The sequence below is a fragment of the Bartonella sp. TS25HLJMH genome, from assembly GCF_042193505.1.
Classification (GTDB): domain Bacteria; phylum Pseudomonadota; class Alphaproteobacteria; order Rhizobiales; family Rhizobiaceae; genus Bartonella; species Bartonella grahamii.
On the sequence record NZ_JBHILV010000001.1, the window covers coordinates 129,456 to 151,279 of the forward strand.

Annotated in this window: 14 protein-coding genes; 11 read left to right on the forward strand and 3 right to left on the reverse strand. The window is 37.0% G+C overall.

Annotation, left to right across the window (positions count from 1 at the left end):
* Positions 1-87: 87 nt before the first annotated feature.
* Together ACFINF_RS00565 and ihfB are read right to left on the reverse strand one after the other, a co-directional pair.
* On the reverse strand, positions 88-384 hold the full coding sequence (locus ACFINF_RS00565; RefSeq protein WP_375619199.1) for a lipopolysaccharide assembly protein LapA domain-containing protein: 297 nt from the start codon (positions 382-384) through the stop codon (positions 88-90).
* A 7-nt stretch (positions 385-391) separates the two neighbouring features.
* Positions 392-670 (reverse strand): integration host factor subunit beta, encoded by a 279-nt coding sequence (gene ihfB, locus ACFINF_RS00570; protein WP_012754445.1) that lies wholly within the window; start codon positions 668-670, stop codon positions 392-394.
* 184 nt (positions 671-854) lie between these two features.
* Here ihfB and lptC point away from each other — a divergent pair, with 184 nt between their 5' ends.
* The 6 genes from lptC to rlmN all read left to right on the forward strand — a co-directional run bounded on the left by lptC (position 855) and on the right by rlmN (position 7,964).
* Positions 855-1,499: an LPS export ABC transporter periplasmic protein LptC gene (gene lptC / locus ACFINF_RS00575; RefSeq protein WP_375619200.1), complete on the forward strand. Its 645-nt coding sequence runs from the start codon at positions 855-857 to the stop codon at positions 1,497-1,499.
* A 76-nt stretch (positions 1,500-1,575) separates the two neighbouring features.
* The gene (locus ACFINF_RS00580; protein ID WP_375619201.1) at positions 1,576-2,175 is read left to right on the forward strand and encodes an LptA/OstA family protein; all 600 of its coding nucleotides are present in this window, start codon (positions 1,576-1,578) and stop codon (positions 2,173-2,175) included.
* A gap of 6 nt (positions 2,176-2,181) precedes the next feature.
* Positions 2,182-2,976, forward strand: a complete 795-nt coding sequence (gene lptB, locus ACFINF_RS00585) for an LPS export ABC transporter ATP-binding protein (RefSeq protein ID WP_375619202.1) — start codon at positions 2,182-2,184, stop codon at positions 2,974-2,976.
* An 889-nt stretch (positions 2,977-3,865) separates the two neighbouring features.
* Positions 3,866-4,330 (forward strand): PTS IIA-like nitrogen regulatory protein PtsN, encoded by a 465-nt coding sequence (ptsN, locus tag ACFINF_RS00590; protein WP_375619203.1) that lies wholly within the window; start codon positions 3,866-3,868, stop codon positions 4,328-4,330.
* A 1,861-nt stretch (positions 4,331-6,191) separates the two neighbouring features.
* Positions 6,192-6,695 (forward strand): invasion associated locus B family protein, encoded by a 504-nt coding sequence (locus ACFINF_RS00595; RefSeq protein ID WP_375619304.1) that lies wholly within the window; start codon positions 6,192-6,194, stop codon positions 6,693-6,695.
* Between the two features lie 42 nt (positions 6,696-6,737).
* Entirely contained in the window at positions 6,738-7,964 is a 1,227-nt protein-coding gene (gene rlmN / locus ACFINF_RS00600; protein ID WP_375619204.1) for a 23S rRNA (adenine(2503)-C(2))-methyltransferase RlmN, read from the forward strand.
* Between the two features lie 495 nt (positions 7,965-8,459).
* Here the strand turns inward: rlmN and ACFINF_RS00605 are convergent, their stop codons facing one another.
* The gene (locus tag ACFINF_RS00605) at positions 8,460-9,107 is read right to left on the reverse strand and encodes a LysE family translocator (protein WP_375619205.1); all 648 of its coding nucleotides are present in this window, start codon (positions 9,105-9,107) and stop codon (positions 8,460-8,462) included.
* Positions 9,108-9,277: 170 nt separating this feature from the next.
* Between ACFINF_RS00605 and ACFINF_RS00610 the strand changes: the two genes are divergently transcribed.
* The 5 genes from ACFINF_RS00610 (at position 9,278) to addA (ending at position 21,666) form a co-directional block, all read left to right on the forward strand.
* Positions 9,278-10,513, forward strand: coding sequence for an argininosuccinate synthase (locus ACFINF_RS00610; RefSeq protein ID WP_375619206.1), 1,236 nt, complete (start codon positions 9,278-9,280; stop codon positions 10,511-10,513).
* A gap of 378 nt (positions 10,514-10,891) precedes the next feature.
* Positions 10,892-12,553 (forward strand): lysine--tRNA ligase, encoded by a 1,662-nt coding sequence (locus tag ACFINF_RS00615; protein WP_375619305.1) that lies wholly within the window; start codon positions 10,892-10,894, stop codon positions 12,551-12,553.
* Complete coding sequence (locus ACFINF_RS00620; RefSeq protein WP_375619207.1) at positions 12,553-14,127, forward strand: peptide chain release factor 3; 1,575 nt, start codon at positions 12,553-12,555, stop codon at positions 14,125-14,127. Before ACFINF_RS00615 ends, ACFINF_RS00620 begins: the two co-directional genes overlap by 1 nt.
* A gap of 940 nt (positions 14,128-15,067) precedes the next feature.
* Entirely contained in the window at positions 15,068-18,187 is a 3,120-nt protein-coding gene (gene addB, locus ACFINF_RS00625; RefSeq protein WP_375619208.1) for a double-strand break repair protein AddB, read from the forward strand.
* A 2-nt stretch (positions 18,188-18,189) separates the two neighbouring features.
* Entirely contained in the window at positions 18,190-21,666 is a 3,477-nt protein-coding gene (gene addA / locus ACFINF_RS00630) for a double-strand break repair helicase AddA (protein ID WP_375619209.1), read from the forward strand.
* Positions 21,667-21,824: the final 158 nt, after the last annotated feature.

A 21,824-nucleotide genomic window follows, 5' to 3' on the forward strand; every position in this document is an offset into this window, starting at 1 on the left:
TAAAACATGTATGAAAAAAAGAAAAGAGCACTTTAAACTCTGTACTGAATATAAAATACAGAGAGAAAAGATTTAATTAAAATACCATTACACCAGATTTGTGATAGACGTTTTCAATTTCTCGATCTCTGCTTTACTTTTTTTGAGAGCTTTTTTGTATTTGTGATAGGAAAACCAACTGATCAGATTCCCTAATAAAATACCAAAACCAAAGGAAATAAAGAGCCATATAAAGAGGGGAGCATGATAAGTAAAACTTTCAGAATCTGCTCGAAAAGGATCAAGGGTTAACGGAACCATTTGACGATTAGCCACGATAAAAACAATCAAAAACGCTGCGAGAATCACACCGATACTTGTTAGAAGAATACGTTTAATTATCATAAGTTTCTCACTGATTAAGACGGTCGCGTAAATCCTTGCCAGTTTTAAAAAAAGGAATCCACTTTTCTTCAACAGAAACAGCTTCACCTGTTCGTGGATTACGTCCATTACGGGCTGAACGGCTTTTTACAGAAAAAGCTCCAAATCCACGAAGTTCAACGCGATTGCCATTTGCAAGTGCTGTTGAAATTTCCTCAAAAATAGCGTTTACAATATTCTCCACATCCCGTTGAAAAAGATGCGGGTTATGACGAGCGATAATTTGCACAAGCTCTGATTTTACCACAATAGCCTCACTTTCACACAAAAATTTTTTTGTAATTGTGCACTTCATGCATATTACAATATATAAACGGATAAAAGCAAAATAAAACCAAGAAAAAACAAATTGCAAGAAACAAAATTTGAAAATACCTTCTATAAAGGTTATACAGATTAAAAATGCGGAGTATTTAAGAGATTAGGAGAGTATGTCCGTACACAATAATTATGAAGCCTTTTCAACGCAATTATCTTTTGGAGATGTTTTTAAAAAAGCATCCCGTCATTCGCGTCGCATTAGCATATTAAAAATTTTTTTACCTCTCTTAGCGTTGATTTCAGCGCTGGTTTTTTGCTGGTTTACGTTTTTCTTGGTTCCCGTTACTTCTGATTCTATGCCTTTGAATAATGAAGAGAGTGGCGTGGTGAATTTGACGATGCTCAATCCAAAGTTAGAAGGGTATACGCGTGCTCATGAACCTTATTGGCTTAAAGCAGAAAAGGCATTTCAAGACCATACACACTCTGGAATGATTGGGTTGCAAAACATTACAGCTAAAGCATTTATGGGCCAACAAAAACAGGTTTTTCTCGCAGCACAAGGGGGGATTTACGATAACATTAATGGTTTTTTACAGTTGGACAAGCCATTCACCATTACGACGAATGATGGGATGATGGCACAATTTATGTCAGCAAGTATTAACTTATCCGAGGGACAGTTAAAAACAGATCAACGTGTTAATATTCAGCAAGCGGGTTTGCATCTTGCCGCAAATGCCTTACAAATTCGAGAAAAAGGAAAAAACATGTATTTCCATGGTGGTGTGCATTTAGTGCTTCAAAAGCAATGACGCAAGATCAATACGAATCTTCAAAGGATATTTATAAAGAGAAGTATGTGTATATACAAACAGAAGAATTGAAATAATGAAATCGTACAAAAGATGGATAGGTGTGACCTTGGCTTTTAGCATGGGAATATTAGGAGGAGGAGCAGTTTTAGGATATGCTGAAGTGGCCCATTTTGGAATAAGTTTATCAAGCGACAAAGAACCGGTAGAACTTCATGCAGATTCTTTGGAAATACGTGATAAAGAAGGGATAGCGCTTTTTAAAGGTGATGTTTCAGTGGTGCAAGGTGAACGTCTTTTAAGAACGGCAAAATTAGTTGTTTACTACGATAAAGCATATAAAGAAATTGATAAAAACAAGGAAGATACAAAGGCATCATCTGTTTCTTTATTTGGTTCGTCGGGTATACAAAAAATGGAAGCTTTAGGAAAAGTTTATATAAAAATTGCTACGCAAATTGCTACGGGTGATAAAGGCGTTTTTGATGGAAAGTCAAAAATGATGAGTTTGACAGGGAGTCATGTTGTGTTAACTGATGGTGACAATGTGGCCACGGGGTGCAAACTAACGGCAAATATGGAAAGCGGAAAGGCTTTTTTAGAAGGTTGTGAGACGCCTAAGAAAAAAGGTCGTGTTTCTATTATTTTAAAACAAAATCAAAAGAATGGCCGTTAAGATTTCATGTTTGGAATCAAAAGAAAAAAGCAGACCGATAGGTATAATCTTGAAAGTGAAGCTTCAAAAAATCCCTTAAAAGGGACCTTGATTGCTAGTAACTTGATTAAAATTTATCGAGGAAGGCGAACTGTTAATGGTGTTTCTTTTGGCATTCGTACGGGAGAAGCCGTTGGCATTTTAGGGCCCAATGGGGCAGGTAAAACAACTTGTTTTTATATGGTTACGGGGCTCATAAAATCTGATGGAGGATCCATTAAAATTGATGGATTTGATATTACGCATCTTCCGATGTATCGACGTGCACGTTTAGGTATTGGATATCTTCCACAGGAGGCTTCTATTTTTCGTGGTCTTTCAGTAGAAAATAACATTAAAGCTGTTTTAGAGGTCGTTGAAAAAGATCGCCTTAAACAACGTGAAGAGTTAGATAGCCTTTTACATGAATTTAAAATTGATCATTTACGTAAAATGTCTGCACTTTCGTTATCTGGAGGTGAACGTCGGCGACTTGAAATTGCGCGCGCTTTAGCTTCTCGTCCCCATTTTATGTTACTTGATGAACCATTTGCAGGAATTGATCCTATCGCTATTTTCGATATTCAACAACTTATTCGTCATTTAACTAGGCGTGGCATTGGTGTTCTAATAACGGATCATAATGTACGTGAGACATTAGGGCTTGTCGATCGCGCTTATATTATTCATACAGGGCGGGTGTTAGTTCACGGTTGTCCTAATGATATTATCAACAACGTTGATGTACGCAGAATTTATTTGGGAAATCAGTTTTCTCTTTGATTTTACAACTTTCACGAGTTTTCATTTAAGTTTAACCAAACATTATTACTGAAAATCTCCTTATTTATGCCAAAACTTCTTTTATGACTATAACCTTAATGCTGTTATTGAGTGGTGAAAAAGGCTTCATCATTAGAGGGTTAGTTTGTTGTTTTATAAGTTTAGCTTGCTCATGATTGTATTATAGAAAGATATCACTAGATTAACTTGATAATGAGTGATAAACGAAGCTCTCAATAAATGCGTGCGTTATTGAAAGGTAAGAGATATTTATCATATTTTTCTCTGTCGAATCAAATAATATATCGATGATGCTGTTTTAGGTATTTTGATGGGAGCACCGGTTATATATTGCGGTTATTCAATAGGAGTTGTCGTATTTTATTGGTTTATATGGCCTATTTGAAAATAGGAGCTCGGCTAAAGATATCAGGATAAATCTATAAATCTCTAAAAACCTTTATATTCTTGTTATAAGGCGATGTTCAAGCTATACAGTAATTTTCAAAGTAAAGGTCCATTTTGCTCAGTATGCTTTTCATCTTAATTTAAGGGCTCATTTTTAAAGAAAGAAAAACTCTGATGGCGAATTATACATCAACTCTTATGACAAGTTTAATAAATTTATGAATAATGACCTTTTCTAGAGTCGTAAGGAAATTAACTTTATGAACAACTTCATTTCTTTGGTTTCTCATGCCGTTAATGATGATCCGAATACTATTTATTGTTGTGTTAGAAGTGATATGAGATGTATTGAGCCATCATCCATTATAAATTGAAAAGTAAAAACACATGCGATGTTGCGAAAAGTGAAAGAACATTAAGTATCTATACCATTTATAGGTTTATTGATGAGCATTTTAGCGTGTAAGAGGAAGATTAAAGTATGAATTTGAGTGAGTTAATAGCACCGGAAGCGATCATTCCGGCTCTTAAGGCTAATTCGAAAAAACAGGTTCTACAAATTTTAGCCGAAAAAGCTTCCAAGCTAACAGGTCTTAGTGAGCATGTGATTTTTGATGTTGTTTTACAGCGCGAGAAGCTTGGTTCAACGGGTTTGGGTGGAGGTATTGCGATTCCTCATGGAAAATTACCTGATATTAATCGGATCATTGGCATATTTGCACGTCTTGAAAGTCCTGTTGATTTTGAAGCTCTTGATGACGAACCTATAGATCTCGTTTTTCTCCTTTTAGCACCTGAAAATGCTGGTGCAGATCACTTAAAAGCTTTATCACAGATCGCACGTGTTTTGCGTCACACTGATGTTGTGCAAAAATTGCGCAATACGCATAATGCTAATGCGCTTTATACTTTACTGATTCAAACTTCAGAATCAAATGCAGCTTAGAAGATATTATGAGTGTATAAGTGGCAAAGTGTACACCACGGAACGTGGAAAATAATATAATTTTTATTTTAAAATACTGATAACAAAAGGTTATGTCATGCAATTTTGAGAAATCGTTTCTAAGCTAACCTTCTTTTTAAAGAGCAAGTAACAAAAACGAAGTACTTGTCTTTTCTTGTTCTTGTATATTAAGGATCTAATCATTATGCTTCGTGGGTTCATTTATTCTGTTATACTGTAAAAAGCCATCATTTGAGGTGTGTAGAGATAAGGCATGTAAGTTTTCTTAATACATTAAATGCTTTTAGAATGTATGGTAAATATTCTTAAGCAGGACTTGTTTGGAGAGCTTTTGGTTAAGTAAATCACATAAGTGGGAAGACAAGAGGAGACCGCTCGACAAGAATCCAAACTTTTTCAGTCCAGATTGGATTAAGAATCTTCGTCCTTTGAAAGCGGGAAAGAAATCAACAGGAAAGCTTATTTGTGCATTGAATTTTTTCGTAAGTTGAGTTTGAGTGTTTAGGGATAATATTTTAATGCTCAAGAAGAAATAAGAGATATATTGTATTATCAGTATAGCAAGATATTGATTTATAAATATAATTCACTATTTCTCATGTTGGATGAGAGATGCGAATATTGTAAAATTCTCTCATTCCAAACTTGTTTATGTTGAATCAATCAAAACCATTTGCTTGCACGTTATAAACGGAATTAGCGTGTGGATAAAAACTGTACAAGAAAGGGGTAAAATGCCTCCTATGAATCGTCTCAAGTATCGAGGGTTGTAGCAAAACATTGGGAGCTGGAAAATAGTGTTATGGTACCGGTTTGCTTCTTCACAAGTGGAGAGATCAACTATTTTATAGGTATGATTTAGATGTCAGCTGTTGTATAGAGCTCATGCTAAAAAAACAATTTTGTACGGTAAAAATGAAAATTATAGCTTTAGGTTGGGTGAAAGAGCTTTGTGCATGGGAAGATTTATTCAGATCCACTTTAATTGATTAAAATGTTGTTAAAAAACGATAAGGTTAGAATTGCTGTAGAAAAAGGTTTTATATTTTTGTTTATAAATTACTTAGAAATAAGATAAGGAAACTTTCCAAAAGAATTCTTAAGAAGTTTTTTATAACAGAAAGAAAAATATCATCTAATACATTAAAATAATATGATTAATCTATAATAAGCTACTAAAATCATTTTAGAAATTAATAATTGGAGATGAAATATATGGGGAAATAAGATCAAAAGAAACAAAGTTGTAAGTGATTATTGAGATAGAATCTAAACTCTTTATGTTTTATTATTTTTACAAGATATTTAAAGATTGAGAAAAAGTGTTGTCGGGACGATATTGAATACGAAGTATGAATTCACTATAATAGGTGAAAGATGGAGTATTTTGCGAACATAAATGTATTGAATGCATAAAGCCGAGAAGTGATATTCGTAAGGCGGTTAAGCTTTTTTGCGGGGAGTACGGGGTGTATTTTCAAAATTTTGCATCAGATTGCTTGTGATATAAAGAGTATGGTTTATTTCTTAACAGAGTGATGGTATATTTTCATCTTGTTTTGAAGTTCTATAGCTTAAAGAAATCGTTTTTTATACAAAAACGAAATGAGTAGCGTAAAATGAAGATGTTATTTTTTAATGTGGTTATTGAATAAGAGGTTTATGTTTTTGTAACGATTAAAAGGTCACAATGAAACGTAGAAATCTATTCTGGTTAGTGTGAAAATATTTCGCTTATTGAAGGAATTAAGACAATAACACATGAATATCGAGGAGTTTTTGTTGAATTTTTCCAATGAAGAAAATCTTGTTAGAGACTAAAGAAGTGAGCTAAATGAAGATGTTTGAAAAGACTGTTATTGCTGTATCTGTAATGGTTCTTGTTACAGCGGGAGTTGCATATGCACAAACGCCAAGCCGTTTAAATCAATTTGAAGCGTGGGGAGCCTATTCTTATAAATCGCCCAAAAATACGATTTGCTATGTGTTATCGGTACCTTTGAAGGCTCTTCCAACGACAGTTAATCATGGTGATAACTTTTTCTTGGTTACCAAGCGTTCTCATTCACCTATTTCGTTTGAGCCGCAGTTTATGGCTGGTTATACCCTTCAAGAAGGGTCGAGAGTGACAGTGACCATTGGAGGTAAGGACTTTGATTTTTTCACGAAAGATTCCTCAGCTTGGTTGGCTTCATCAGAGCTAGAAAAGCAGCTTGTTTCTGCTATGCGTGCAGGAAGCAATATGACAGTGAAAGCGATATCAAAACGAGGAACGCATACCACTTATACTTATTCCTTAAAAGGGGTCACTGCTGCATTAAATGCAGCTCAAAAGTGCCATTAAGGTTTTGATAATTTCTAAAATAGTGATGTGAATTGGAAAGCAATGGCCATTTCCTATGACCTTAGACCAATTGGTTCATGTTTTGCGCGAGAAACAGATAATGTGGTCGTGAAGGAGAGTTCTAAGCTCTCTTTAATTGGTTTGTCGCAAGATGAGATGGTGCAAGCTTTAAAGACAGTTGGTGTACCAGAGCATCAAACGCGTATGCGTGTGCGTCAGCTTTGGCATTGGCTTTATGTGCGTGGTGTTTCAAATTTTGATGAGATGCTGAATATTTCTAAAGCAATGCAAGAAACACTTAAGTGTCATTTCTCCATTGCGCGCCCAGAAATTGTTGGAGAACAAATATCAAAAGATGGTACGCGTAAATGGCTCTTACGTTTTCCTGCACGTGGAGCTGGAAGGCCTGTTGAAATTGAAACGGTTTATATCCCTGAAGAAGGACGTGGTACTTTATGTCTTTCATCGCAAGTAGGGTGTACGTTAACTTGCTCTTTTTGCCATACGGGAACGCAGATGCTTGTTCGCAATCTGACCGCGGAAGAAATTTTGGCACAATTATTGGTTGCACGTGATTGTTTGGGTGATTTTCCTGATAAAAATACCCCTGATGGGGCAATAGTTCCCATTGAAGGTCGCAAAATTACCAATATTGTTATGATGGGGATGGGAGAACCTCTTTATAATTTTGAAGCTGTTAAAAAAGCTTTATTGATTGCTTCTGATGGCGATGGGCTTTCTTTATCAAAACGTCGGATTACGCTTTCAACCAGTGGGGTTGTTCCTGGAATTATCCGAACCGGAGAAGAAATTGGTGTTATGTTGGCGATTTCACTCCACGCAGTACACGATACATTAAGGGATATGCTTGTTCCCATTAATAAAAAATATCCGCTTGCCTTACTAATGGAGGCTTGCCGTAATTATCCTGGTCTTTCTAATGCAAAACGAATCACTTTTGAATATGTTATGCTGAAAGATATCAATGATAGTTTAGATGATGCTAAGCGATTGATTAAGTTATTGAAAGGGATTCCTGCTAAGATCAATTTAATCCCTTTTAATCCGTGGCCAGGGAGTAATTATCAGTGTTCTGATTGGGAGCAAATCGAGCGTTTTGCTGATGTCGTTAATCAAGCGGGCTATGCTTCTCCTATTCGGATACCACGTGGACGCGATATTTTAGCGGCATGTGGACAACTTAAATCAGCTTCAGAGCGTTTACGGAAATCTGAACGTTTGCGACTTGAAAATTCTATTGGTCATTAGTTAATGCAACTTTTTGCGATATTAAAGCCTATGCTTTTTTTCAGTAAATCAGCATATAATAGCATGTGTGAGACAGAGATTAAGATGGATCAGTGCTAGACGAACAGTTTCAGCTTTTATATGCTCAATGGGGGAAATATTGTATATAGCAGTCTGTTTGCGTAATCTCTAAAATGAGGAGGAAACCTCATTTAGAGGCAATATGAAGTCTTAAGGGTCTTAACTAATTTCCATATTATTATCATACCTTTTAATTCTATTTTATGACTTTTAAAAGCATCTACGGTAATATCTTTTAAAAAGTGGAGATTGTATATTGCCTCACTCTTTTGTTTATTACGTTCTTTAAAAAGATTTCGCTTCACACACGAAAACTCCCGATTCGCTTATAACGTACAAGGGAAAGATATTGTTTGATTCAAAATAAACAGGTTTGAAATGAGAGAATCCTAGAATATTTTGGTTCTCATTTAAATTAAAAACGATAAATTACATTTATAAATCAATTTTTGTAACTATAAGGAGATGGAGGGCAAAGCTGGTAAAAGTACCAGCAATAAGCCAGTCAAGAAAGCGAATATAAAGAGGATTTTTCTTGAGAATTTTGGTAAGTTTATGTGCTGTAAAAACGATAGAAATTGTGATGGGAAAAGAAATAGGAATATAGGAGAGTCCTAAAAAGAGTAGCTTTTGTGTTGCCATAGGATCATCCGCATTGATAAATTGTGGTAAGAATGTCGCGTTAAAGAGTATAACTTTAGGATTTAAAAGATTGATTCCAATACCAGCAAGATAGTTACGTTTAGCGCTTTGAGATTTAGAAGATGTTGGTTCAAAGGAAAATGTCGGATTTCTCCGTAACATTTGAAAGGAAAACCATAAAAGATAAAAGGCGCCAACAATTTTTAGAAGAATAAAAGTGTGTGGCGCAGCAAAAATAAGCGCTGATAAGCCAAGTGCTACAGCGGTAACCTGAATGGCAAATCCTGTTGCACTACCCAAGGCGCACATAATTCCAGCTTTTTTGCTTTGTGTAATGGTTCGTCCTACAGAAAGCATCATATCAGGTCCTGGAATAAGTGCTAAAATCAACGATGCTAAAGCAAATTGTACAACAATAGACCACTCCGGTAGAAATGACACGTAAATCTCCTTTTATTTTTAAGCAGTATTCATTATTTACACTCTAAAGCGTTTTTATTTACGTTTTTTGCGTCTTTTTAATGTTGCTTAAAGAGAATTTATTTTTATATTTGTTGCATTGTTTTGATTTCTAGGTAGAAATAAAATAGCAGCTCATATAGAACTTTGACATGAAGAAGTGGCAAAATATTAGAAAAGTTGTTTTGGCTTATTCAGGGGGATTGGATACGTCAATTATTCTCAAATGGTTGCAAAATACGTTAGGCGTTGAAGTTGTAACTTTTACAGCGGATTTTGGGCAGGGGGAAGAGCTAGAATTTGCTCGTCGTAAAGCTGAAATGTTAGGTGTTAAAGAAATCTATATTGAAGATTTGCGCGAAGAATTTGTGCGTGATTTTGTTTTTCCAATGTTTCGAGCCAATACCGTTTATGAGGGAACTTATCTTTTAGGAACATCAATTGCACGCCCACTTATTTCAAAACGCCTTGTTGAAATTGCTAAGGAAACAGGAGCAGATGCAATTGCTCATGGGGCAACGGGCAAAGGCAATGATCAGGTACGCTTTGAGCTTTCCGCTTATGCTCTTAACCCTGATATAAAGATTATTGCTCCATGGCGTGATTGGGATTTTAAGAGTCGGACAGATCTGTTTGAATTTGCTCGTACACATCAAATTCCTGTAGAAAAGGATAAGCAAGGCGAAGCACCTTTTTCAGTGGATGCAAATTTATTGCATTCTTCATCAGAAGGAAAGATTTTAGAAGATCCAGCACTTCCTGCTCCTGAATATGTCCATATGCGTACTCTTTCGGTGGAAGATGCCCCAGATCAAGCAACTAGAATCACCCTTGGCTTTAAAAAAGGTGATGCTGTGTCAATCAATGGAAAAAATTTATCTCCTGCAACTTTACTTGCAGAATTAAATCATTATGGGCGCAATAATGGTATTGGTCGGTTAGATTTAGTAGAAAATCGCTTTGTGGGTATGAAATCGCGGGGTATTTATGAAACACCAGGGGGAACCATTCTTTTAACAGCTCACAGAGCTATAGAATCTTTAACGCTAGATCGTGGTGCAGCTCATTTGAAAGATGAATTGATGCCACGTTATGCAGAACTCATTTATTATGGATTTTGGTTTTCACCGGAACGTAAGATGCTGCAGGCAGCTATTGATTTATCTCAAGAACATGTTGAAGGTGAAGTCACGTTAAAACTCTATAAAGGAAACGTGATTGTTGAAGGGCGCCAAAGTAAAAAATCACTTTATTCGAGTGAGTTGGTAACTTTCGAGGATGATCAAGGTACTTATGATCAAAGAGATGCAACTGGTTTTATTAAATTAAATGCTTTACGTTTGCGTACATTAGCAATGCGTCATCAAGGTGACAAAATAAAGAAATAGAAAATTACGGTGACAAGTGTAAAGTAGGGGGGAGTGCTTTTGTATGGAATGCCTAAATTAAGCATTTTTATCTGTTGGTTTTTGCAGTCCTTTCATTCAATGTTAGAGGCTTCGCTTTTGTACTAAATCAGTATAATAAGCAAAATTCATGATAATAATAGCAATGAAGGCTCCGATAATCAAAACAAGTCAATTTTTCTTTATAATATTGAATGTTTTTGATTTTTATCAGAACAAAATATGTTTATAGCGAGGGCGGTTTTTGTATTGTGACTTAAGAGTATAAAGAAATTTTCATCTTTTTGCTTGCTATTATTGACGAATAAATTCAAGAACCATACACCCTATTTTGAAAGAGTGTAATTTTTAGGATAAATAATAATGCGTGATCAGTGTGATACCCTTAACCTTACGCCTGAATTAAAAGATGCGGCTTCTCAATCGAGAACTTGGCCATTTGAAGAAGCACGTAAGATTATCAAACGGTATGAAAAGACGGGTTATCCAGACAGTGTGATATTTGAAACAGGTTATGGACCTTCTGGTTTACCGCATATTGGTACTTTTGGGGAAGTTGCACGTACAACCATGGTGCGTCATGCATTTCATATTCTTACGGAGAATAAAGTAAAAACAAAATTGCTTTGTTTTTCTGATGATATGGACGGTTTGCGCAAGGTTCCTGAGAATGTGCCTGATCGCGAGAGGATGGAACATTATCTTGGTCAACCGTTGAGCCGTGTACCCGACCCTTTTGGAGATGACTATCCTTCTTTTGGGGCAGCAAATAATGCGCGGCTACGGGCTTTCCTTGATCGTTTTGGTTTTGATTATGAATTTGCAAGTGCTACGGATTATTACAATTCTGGTCGTTTTGATGAAACACTTTTGAAAATCCTTGCCTGTTATGACAAGGTTATGGCAATTATTTTACCAACATTGGGTGCTGAACGGCAAGCGACCTATTCGCTCTTTTTACCAATTTCTCCCTTTTCTGGAAAAGTATTACAGGTACCGATGATTGAGCGTAATGTTGAAAAAGGTACAGTTACTTATATCGAACCAGAAACAGGAGAAACCATAGAAACAGAGGTTACGGGGGGCAAGGTTAAGTGTCAGTGGAAAGTGGATTGGGCAATGCGTTGGACAGCGCTTGGCATTGATTATGAAATGGCAGGAAAGGACCTTATCGATTCCACAAATCTTTCTTCTAAAATTTGTAAAGTATTAGGTGGGAAGTCCCCAGAAGGATTCAACTATGAGCTCTTTTTAGATGAGAAAGGGCAGAAAATTTCCAAATCCAAGGGAAATGGCTTAACCATTGATGAATGGCTTACTTATGCCCCAACAGAGAGTTTAGGGCTTTATATGTTTTCAAAGCCTAAAACGGCAAAAAGGCTTTATTTTGATGTTATTCCAAAAGCTGTGGATGAATATTATGCGCATCTTTCAGCCTATGGTCGCCAAGAATGGAAAGAGCGGCTGAATAACCCTGTATGGCATATTCATAATGGTTGCCCTCCGCAAGTTGATTTGCCTGTTTCCTTTGCGATGCTTTTAAATTTGGTAAGTGCTTCAAATGCGGAGAATGCAGAAGTTCTTTGGGGTTTTATTTCTCGTTACGCTAAAGGAGCAAATGCACAAACTTATCCAGAACTTGATCAATTGGTGAAGTTTGCTATTAAATATTTTGATGTTTTTGTTAAACCAAACAAAAAATTCAGGCTCCCTGATGATAGCGAACGAGCAACATTAGCACAAATTGATGAAAAATTAGCTAATTTACCTGAAACTGTTGATGGCAACATGCTACAAAATATGCTTCTTGACGTTGCACGGTTAACGGAACGCTATCAAGATCATAGCAAAAAAAGCCCTGAAGGTGGGCCTGGTATTTCCAATGTTTTTTTTCAAATGTTGTATGAAGTGCTTCTGGGACAAGAGCGAGGTCCACGATGGGGATCATTTATAGCGCTTTATGGGATTAATGAAATGCGTGCACTGATTGCTGAAACACTTGCACGTCCTGCGGAGGAATAATGGAAAAGAGAGTGCAGGAAGTAAAGCGACGCCGTACATTTGCAATTATTGCTCACCCAGATGCTGGGAAAACAACATTGACAGAAAAGCTTTTATTGTTTGGTGGTGCTATTCAACTTGCAGGAGAAGTAAAAGCCAAAAAAGATCGTATTCAAACCCGTTCTGATTGGATGAATATTGAGCGTGATCGTGGTATTTCCGTTGTGACTTCGGTGATGACGTTTGAATATGAAAATCATATTTTTAATCTCCTAGATACTCCAGGGCATGAGGATTTTGCAGACGATACCTATCGCACCCTCACAGCTGTTGATAGTGCTGTCATGGTGTTGGATGCAGCACGGGGAATTGAGCCTAGAACATTAAAATTGTTTGAAGTGTGTCGGATGCGGGATATTCCTATTATTACTTTTATCAATAAAATGGATCGTGAGGCACGTGATCCTATAGAGCTTTTAGATGAAATTGAAGAAAAGCTTGCTCTTGATACTGCGCCTATAACATGGCCAATTGGTACGGGTAAAGATTTTGTTGGTACCTATGACCTTCATTATAATCGTTTTCGTCAAAAAGATGATGAGATAACACAGCGGATAGTTTCAAATCCCAGAGAGGTTGTTCATTTACTTCCTGAATATCAACGTTCAACTTTTATTGAAGGGGTAGAAATCGCTCAAAGTGTTTGCAAGAATTTTGATCTTCAAGCTTTCCGTGAAGGTCATATGACTCCGGTTTATTTTGGTTCAGCTTTGCGAAATTTTGGTGTTCGTGATTTGATCAATGCGCTTATTGATTTTGGTCAAAGTCCTCGTGACCAAAGTGCAGATCAGCGCAATGTCATAGCAACTGAACCTAAAATGACGGGATTTGTTTTTAAAATTCAAGCGAATATGGATCCTAATCATCGTGATCGTATTGCATTTTTTCGGGTATGTTCGGGAACACTTGAACGTGGTATGAAGACAAAGTTGGTTCGAACAGGAAAACCAATGACACTTTCGGCTCCACAATTTTTCTTTGCACGTTCACGCCAAATTGCAGATCAAGCCTATGCTGGTGATATCGTAGGGATTCCTAATCATGGAACATTGCGTATAGGTGATACTTTGACTGAAGGAGAAGATATCCTCTTTAAGGGAGTACCAAATTTTGCACCAGAGATTTTGCGTCGTGTTTGTTTAGGCGATCCAATGAAAGCAAAAAAACTCAAAGAAGCTTTGCAACAGATGGCTGAAGAAGGGGTTGTACAATTGTTTATTCCTGATGATGGGTCTCCTTCTCTCATTGGTGTTATTGGTGCTTTGCAAATTGATGTTTTAAAAGAACGATTAAAAATAGAATATTCTTTGCCAGTGAATTTTGAGTCTGCGCGCTTTAATTTATGCCGTTGGATTTCAGCGCAGAGCAAAGATGAGTTGCAAAAGTTTCTCAGCAATCACCGCTCTGCTATTGCGTATGATTTAGAAGGTGATCCAGTTTTTTTAGCGGAGAACCATTTTTCATTGAATTATGAGGCAGAAAGAGCTCCTAAAATAAAATTTTCTGCTTTTAAAGATTACCAAGTACGCTCTTAAAATAAAGAAAAATCTTTTCTACAATAATTTGATTTATAGTAATAATTTATCGTTTTTTATATTGGGTCAAAAATCTGAATATTGTAAGTTTCTTATATTGAAACAATCAAAATCATTTGTTTGCACGTCATAAGTAGGATTGATGTGTGCGTAAAACACTTGAAGCAATAAATACAATGCCTCTAATAAATCTTCTCTATAGCCAAGAGCTTTCAAAATATTGGGTGAGGGTAAAAAATGATGATGGTGGTTATAGCGTTATGATGTAATAATGGTGGTGTGTGATATATCTCATCCCATTCACGGAAGTTTACGTTATACTATTCATTTATATTATTTACGGGATGACATGACGAGGTAAGATCAAGAACAATGAAAAATGTCCCTTTAAAACAAACATATAAAATTGCAACATAATGATATTTTTGGGCATTCTATTTTGCATAAGGGATGTAATCCTAGCAAGATAGAGGCTTGCACGATAAACTTTTGCAAAACTCTCTTCCTCAAAGTAATCTGTTTTTGCTGTGAAATGTGGAAATATTATTATTTTTTTCTGAAAGTGATGGAGTATGTAAAGGATATTTTCAGATTGCACTGTATAAAGAATACGGTAAATTTATTTATTATATTCAAAGAGCTACAGCGTATTAGTACCCCTAGAACCTTTTAAAACTTTAATATTTATTTTTATATTACCTATTTGAGTTAGAGAATAAACTGTAGCCAATTCTACGTTGAAAAATATTAGAAAAATTTTATATATTTTTTCGCGATGACCTAAGACATATAATTTATTTCAATATTTTTTTAAATCTAAACTAAAAAATCTGCTGTATAAACATAGCTTTTCAGTTTTTCCTTGTATAAATATTGTATACAGTCAAAATAATACAAATAATCAATAAGCTAAAATTTGTTATCCCAAATATGAGATCATATGACCTATAAACCGCATGTTTTTTCTATTTCTCCGGGAACTGCTTTTTTGCCTCACTTTGTTGATGCACTAGTATCTGGTAGCCTTATTGATAATTTCGCTTCCAGTGGAGATATTCAAACTGCCCTTGCCGATAGCCTTATTTATGTTCCAACACGTCGTGCTGCTCGCGCTTTGCGTTTAGCCTTTGTTGAAAGAAGCAATACACAAACAACATTCTTGCCAACCATTCGTGCTCTAGGAGATGTAGATGAAGACAGTTTCCTTTTTGTTGAAAACCATACCAGCGCTCTGAATCCGCCTATTGGAGAAAGCGAACGTCTTTTACTTTTAGCACGCCTTATTCGTCCATGGCGTGAAAATTTACCTGCGCATCTGCGTGCCATGTTTGGCACAGAAGATGTGCTTATTCCGGCTCATAGTGCTGATGCGATTTGGCTTGCGCAAGATTTAGCACACTTGATGGACGAAATTGAAACAGAAGGAGCAGACTGGTCCAAACTTAAAAATATTGCATCTGATATGGTCGCTGAATGGTGGCAAATAACGCTCGATTTCTTGACTATTGTTACGCAAAATTGGCCAAAAATTTTGACAGAAAGACAACGAAGTAATCCCGCTGAATGGCGTAATCAAGTACTCACAATGCATGCAGAGACTTTACGACGTATGCCACCTGATAAACCGGTTATTGCAGCTGGTGTGTCAGGTTCTATGCCCGCAGTTTCTCATCTTTTAAAGGTTATAGCTTCTCTGCCAAAAGGGGCTGTTGTTCTTCCTGGCCTTGATCTTCATATGGATGAAGAACAATGGAATGCACTAAGCACAAGCAATAAAGAAAAAACAGCTTGTGATTTTTTTGATCCTGCAGAAAATGTTTTTAGCCATCCTCAATATCATTTAAAAAAACTTCTAACTCTCATGGAGTGTCAACGTCATCATGTTTGCGAAATTGGCCAACAAAGTATAACAAAGAAAAGACGAATGGCTCTTTTATCAGAAGCACTCCGACCAGCTTCTACAACAGATAAATGGATACAAATTATCCGTAATGATTATGAAAATCTTTGTGCAGATTGGTCATTTATTGAAGCTATAAATGAACGTGAAGAAGCTCTCGCTATAGCTGTTACCTTACGCAAAGCTATTGAAGAACCCCAAAAAACTGCGGCCCTTATTACAAATGACCGTAATTTAGCACGCCGTGTTGCTGTGGAATTACAGCGATTTGGAATTGAAGCAAATGATTCAGGCGGAATACCACTTGCACAAACATTGCCTGTAACTCTCTTACGACTTATCTTAGAAAATGTGTTGCAACCCGATGATCCCATTGCTTTTCTTTCTCTTCTTAAACATCCACTGACAACACTCCAACAAAACCGTCATCGTTTACGCGAAATGGCAGAAAATTTTGAACTTTTTATTCTTCGAGGGAATACAGGGCGCATCAATCTTTGCGAATGTGATCAATTTCTTGAAAAGTGGATTGAAACATACTTTCATAATAGTTCTGAAATCAACGCTCTTGATCAGCAGAAATGTGAAGAAGCACGTTTTCTTTGTCATCTTTTGAGGAAAGCTGTTGAACCTTTAACATCTCTTATGAAAAAAGAGAAAGAATGCACCATCACCGAAGCTGCGATAGCAACTGTTGAGGTTTTTGAAAATTTCGGTCGCAATGAGGATAATTCTCTTGCACATCTTTATCAACATGAAGCGGGACAAGCCCTATCAAAATTTTTACGTGAATTGGTTAGTGATCAATCCGGATTAACATTTCATCTTTGCGAATGGCCCGCTATGTTTTCTGCCATAATAGCAACCCGTTCCGTCACACCTTCGCCTGGAGGACATCCACGTTTATTCATCTGGGGGACTTTGGAATCACGTTTGCAAACAGTTGATACAGTGGTCATCGGCGGTCTTAATGAAGGGTCATGGCCGATATCAACGCGAAATGATGCTTTTTTATCGCGACCGATGAAAATGATGTTAACTCTGGAACCACCAGAGCAGCGTATTGGTCTTTCCGCGCATGATTTTCAATGGGCAATGGGAATGGATAAAGTGGTGATGAGTCGCGCATTGCGCGTTAATCATACGCCTTCCATTCCATCACGCTGGCTACAACGCATGGAAACAGTTGTAGGAAAACAGGTTTGGAAAAAAATCCGTGAACGAGGTGAAATACTACGCCATTGGGCAAAGATGCTTGATCATACAAGCATAACTTCTGAGGTGGAACGTCCTTGCCCTTCTCCACCTCTTAATATACGCCCGCGCCATTTTTCAGTCACTGAAATAGAAATATTGCGATATGATCCTTATGCTATTTATGCCAAAAAAATCTTAAGGCTCAAACCACTTAAAGAACTTATTCATGATCCTAGCGTTTCAGAACGTGGAACACTTTATCACGCTATTCTTGCGGCTTTTTGTACACAAATGAAAAATCCAAATGATGCAAATGCACTCAACGTACTGCTTTCTATTGGACGTAAAGAATTTGATAAATTCAATTTTCCACCTGATATTGAAGTAATTTGGTGGAATAGTTTTGAAAATCTTGCTCCACGCTTTATTCAATGGGAACAAAGTTTAGGACTGCGAGAGCGATATTCGGAAGTGGTATCACAAAAAATCCCTATAGGAACAACAGGGGTAACCCTTTCAGGACGTGCTGATCGTCTTGATGTTTTGCCAGATAAAACGGTTGAAATTCTAGATTTCAAAACCGGAACGCCTCCTTTATCAAAACAAGTTCGTGAATTATTATTTCCGCAATTGGCTTTAGAAACAGCTTTACTCATACAAGGGGGCTTCCCAGATTTTCAAGATTTTACACCCTCAAATTTATTTTACATTCCCCTTAACAAAAAAGGTGAAATTAAATCCCAATCAATTCTTTTAAAGAAAAAAGACGGAAAAACTTATCTAAGTGCTGTTGATCTTGCTGAAAATGCATGGGAAAATCTTATCGCACTCATAACTTATTATCAAAATCCACAACAAGGCTATCTCTCACATGCTATCCCCATGTCAAAACGATATGAAGGTGACTACGACCATTTGGCTCGGTTGTGGGAATGGTCAAGTGGTTTTCATAAAGAAGAGTAATCATGACGTTTTTTTCTATTCCTGAAGCCGCTCTTGATGCACAAGCAACAGCAACACATCCCCAAAAAAACGTGTGGGTTTCTGCAAATGCTGGATCTGGAAAAACCCACGTTTTAAGTGAACGTGTTATCCGTTTGCTTTTAAACGGTACGCCTCCAGCACGTATTTTATGCCTTACTTATACAAGAGCTGCTGCTGCTGTTATGCAATCACGAATTTTTCGCACGCTTTCCAGTTGGAATGAGCTCGATGATGCACAGCTGCAAGAAACCTTAACACGGTTTGAAAAAAAAACTGTTAATGCGCAAAAACTAACTTATGCACGGCAACTCTTTGCGCGTGCCCTCGAAACGCCTGGTGGCTTAAAAATCCAAACGATTCATGCTTTTTGTGAATCTCTCTTGCATCAATTTATGTTAGAAGCCAATATTGCAGGGCATTTTGAACTTCCCGATGATATCAGTCGAAAAAAATTACGACAAGAATCCCGTCGTCAACTTTTAGCTCGTCGTGATGTACAACCTGCTTTGCAACAGTTACTTCAAGTTATTAGCGAACATACTTTTAACCAATTGCTCTATGAGGCAGTTGAAAAGCAACATAAATTGTCTGATTTTTTATCTTCTCTTTTATCTGAAAATGGAGAAGAAAAATTGCGCGCGCTTTTTAACTTAGCGCCCAATGAAACAAATCAATATCTTCTGGAACAAATTAAACAAACAGCGCGCTTTCCTCTTTATGCTCTTAACCATTGTGAAACCAATGGCAGTCAAAGCTGCAAGGATATGGTGGAAAAACTTTCCCAATTAGAAAAAGTGCATGATGAGACAAATATTCTCAATATTATTTCTGATATTTATTTTACAATAAAAGGTGAGCCACGTAAGTTTTCACATTTATCTCGTAAAAAGTCAGACCAAATTTGGCCCTTTATTCAACAAATGCTTGAAGATAAACAAAACAAGCTTTCTATTCTTTTAGAGAAATATCAATGCGCAAAAGTTGCTACTCTCAATATGGCTGCTTTTCAGTTATGTGCTGTTTATCTCAAAATCTATACGAATCTAAAAAAGGACAATGGCTTCTTAGACTTTGACGATCTTATTGAGCGTACACTTCATTTATTACAGCGTAAAGGTGCAAGCCAATGGGTGCATTATAAACTTGATCGTGGGCTTGATCACATTCTACTTGATGAAGCACAAGACACTAATCCTGAGCAATGGCAAATTATTCAACTGTTGGCACAAGAGTTTTTCTCAGGTTATAGCCAACGAACAAATATACGGACTCTTTTTGCTGTTGGAGATGAAAAGCAATCTATTTATTCTTTTCAAGGTGCAGCTCCAGAAAATTTTGCTGAAAATGGAAGAATCATTCAAAAAAAAGTGCAGCAAACAAATCAGCAATTTGAAAAAATACAACTGCATTACTCTTTTCGCTCTACAGCGGATGTTCTTAAAAGTGTTGATATTGTTTTTGAAACACCAGAAAACTATAAAGGACTTTCGGCAGAAAATACAAAAACGGTGCATGAAGCTATTCGGGTTCATAGTCCGGGTGAAGTTGTTATATGGGATGCCATTTCAAAAGAAACGAGTGAGTTTCCTCAAGATTGGCATGCAACTGTTAATCATTTAGATACACCTGAAGTCCGTTTAGCAGAAAAAATTGCTGAAACGATTGCCGACTGGTTACAAAAAGGCGAAATGCTTCCAGCAAAAGGACGCTTAATACGGGCAAGTGATATTATGATCTTGGTTCGTAAACGTGATCAATTTGTCTCAGCTCTTTCCCGTGCTCTTAAACACCGTAATATTCCCGTAGCAGGGGCTGATCGTTTACAGCTTACCAAACATATTAGTATCCGTGATTTAATGGCGCTTGCGCGTTTTGTTTTGCAGCCACAAGATGATCTTTCTCTTGCTTGTGTTTTAAAAAGCCCACTTTTTGCTCTTAGTGAAGAGGAACTCTATCAGCTTGCCGCACACCGCACCGGCTCTCTTTGGCAAAGTCTGTGCGCGCATACATCATCGCAGGTATCTTTTAAAGATGCTTTTGAAAAGCTGAACCATTATCGTGCTTTAGTGGATCAAATACCGGTTTTTGAATTCTATAGCTATATTCTGAACAATGATAAGGGACGACAAAAAATTCTGTCTCGTTTAGGATCTGAAGCAAATGATGTGCTCGATGCTTTTATGGATTATACGCTCACTATTCAAAAAACAGGATTACCAGGATTACAAGCTTTTTTAGAAACATTAAGTGCAAGCGAACCAGAAATTAAACGTGAATTTGAACAAAATAATGAAGAAATTCGTATCATGACTGTTCACGCCGCAAAAGGACTGGAGGCTGCTGTTGTATTTTTAGTTGATCCCGGTAGTGCGATTTGGCATCCTCAGCATGCTCCTCACTTGCTTAAAGTTCCTTTAAACAAGGCACAAGTGAATGGACAACAAGCCTTTATTTGGCGCCCCAATGAAAAGTTTGATACAAAACTCTCTAAACAAGCAATTTCACACTTAAAAGAGCGTGCAGAAGAAGAATATAGGCGCCTTCTTTATGTAGGAATGACACGCGCTGAAGATCGCTTGTTTATTTGTGGATATAAAGGACAGAAAACGCCATCTCATACATGGTTACAACTGGTAAAAAAAGCCCTCGAACCGCATGCCCTTGCTATAAAAGATTCTTCGGAAGATATTGCAGCTTGGCGTTATTGCATTACACCTGCTTCTTCTGCTTCTATAAACCAAAAAATTTCTTCCGCTGAATGCCAAACCTTACCACTTTTGCCTGCTTTTTTCTCTCATAAAGTACCAGCAGAACCAGTGTTACCAAAACCGTTAAAACCGTCAGTGGCGAGCCTTTCCATTGAAGCGGATACAGAGCTGTCCTCAAGTCCAAAACAGCTTACCACTTCACCTGTTTTAGGAGCCATGAACACAAACAGAGCTTTTTCCATTGAATATGGTAATCTCGTTCACCGATTGTTACAATATTTACCCGATTGTCCCCCACAAAAACGTCGAGATTATGCTCGAAACTATCTCAATATCAAAGCCTCTCATTGGGATGAAAGCCAAAGAGAAGATGCTCTTCGCCATGTTTGGAAAATATTAGATCATGTTTATCTCAAGCCCCTTTTCTCTGAGCATTCACGTGCTGAGGTCTCCTTAATGGGTATTGTGAAAATTCGTGGAAAAGAACAAGCAATTTCTGGTCAAATTGACCGTCTCTACATCACGCAAAACAGCATCATCTTTGCCGATTTTAAAACAGGAACCCCGCCAGAAAATGAAGCTGCGATTGCTTCCCATCACTGGTTGCAAATGGCTCTTTATCGAAAATTATTGCAAGCTATTCATCCCGATAAAGATATCCAGGCTCTGCTTATCTACAGTAAAGAAGCCAAAGTTTTTAAACTTCCTCCAGAAAAACTTGAGGCATTTCTTAGTGAAGTTGCCTTATAAGTTACTCTTTTCCTTGCAAAGCATTTTTACACTTTATTTACTTTCATAAAATCGCTCAAACAAACACAACGCACAATCCCTGGTGTAAAAAAGTCCTTTAATAATTTATCTTTGCAATAACTTGATATGAATTGTTATCATACCAATCTATAAAGAGT

What these genes read in the sequence shown, in the direction of transcription:
- rlmN (WP_375619204.1), top strand. Translation starts at nt 6,738, where the DNA reads ATGGCCATTTCCTATGACCTTAGACCAATTGGTTCATGTTTTGCGCGA.
- addB (WP_375619208.1), top strand. Translation starts at nt 15,068, where the DNA reads ATGACCTATAAACCGCATGTTTTTTCTATTTCTCCGGGAACTGCTTTT.
- lptB (WP_375619202.1), top strand. Translation starts at nt 2,182, where the DNA reads ATGTTTGGAATCAAAAGAAAAAAGCAGACCGATAGGTATAATCTTGAA.
- ACFINF_RS00565 (WP_375619199.1), bottom strand. Translation starts at nt 384, where the DNA reads ATGATAATTAAACGTATTCTTCTAACAAGTATCGGTGTGATTCTCGCA.
- ACFINF_RS00610 (WP_375619206.1), top strand. Translation starts at nt 9,278, where the DNA reads ATGAAGAAGTGGCAAAATATTAGAAAAGTTGTTTTGGCTTATTCAGGG.
- addA (WP_375619209.1), top strand. Translation starts at nt 18,190, where the DNA reads ATGACGTTTTTTTCTATTCCTGAAGCCGCTCTTGATGCACAAGCAACA.
- ACFINF_RS00595 (WP_375619304.1), top strand. Translation starts at nt 6,192, where the DNA reads ATGTTTGAAAAGACTGTTATTGCTGTATCTGTAATGGTTCTTGTTACA.
- lptC (WP_375619200.1), top strand. Translation starts at nt 855, where the DNA reads ATGTCCGTACACAATAATTATGAAGCCTTTTCAACGCAATTATCTTTT.
- ACFINF_RS00620 (WP_375619207.1), top strand. Translation starts at nt 12,553, where the DNA reads ATGGAAAAGAGAGTGCAGGAAGTAAAGCGACGCCGTACATTTGCAATT.
- ACFINF_RS00580 (WP_375619201.1), top strand. Translation starts at nt 1,576, where the DNA reads ATGAAATCGTACAAAAGATGGATAGGTGTGACCTTGGCTTTTAGCATG.
- ptsN (WP_375619203.1), top strand. Translation starts at nt 3,866, where the DNA reads ATGAATTTGAGTGAGTTAATAGCACCGGAAGCGATCATTCCGGCTCTT.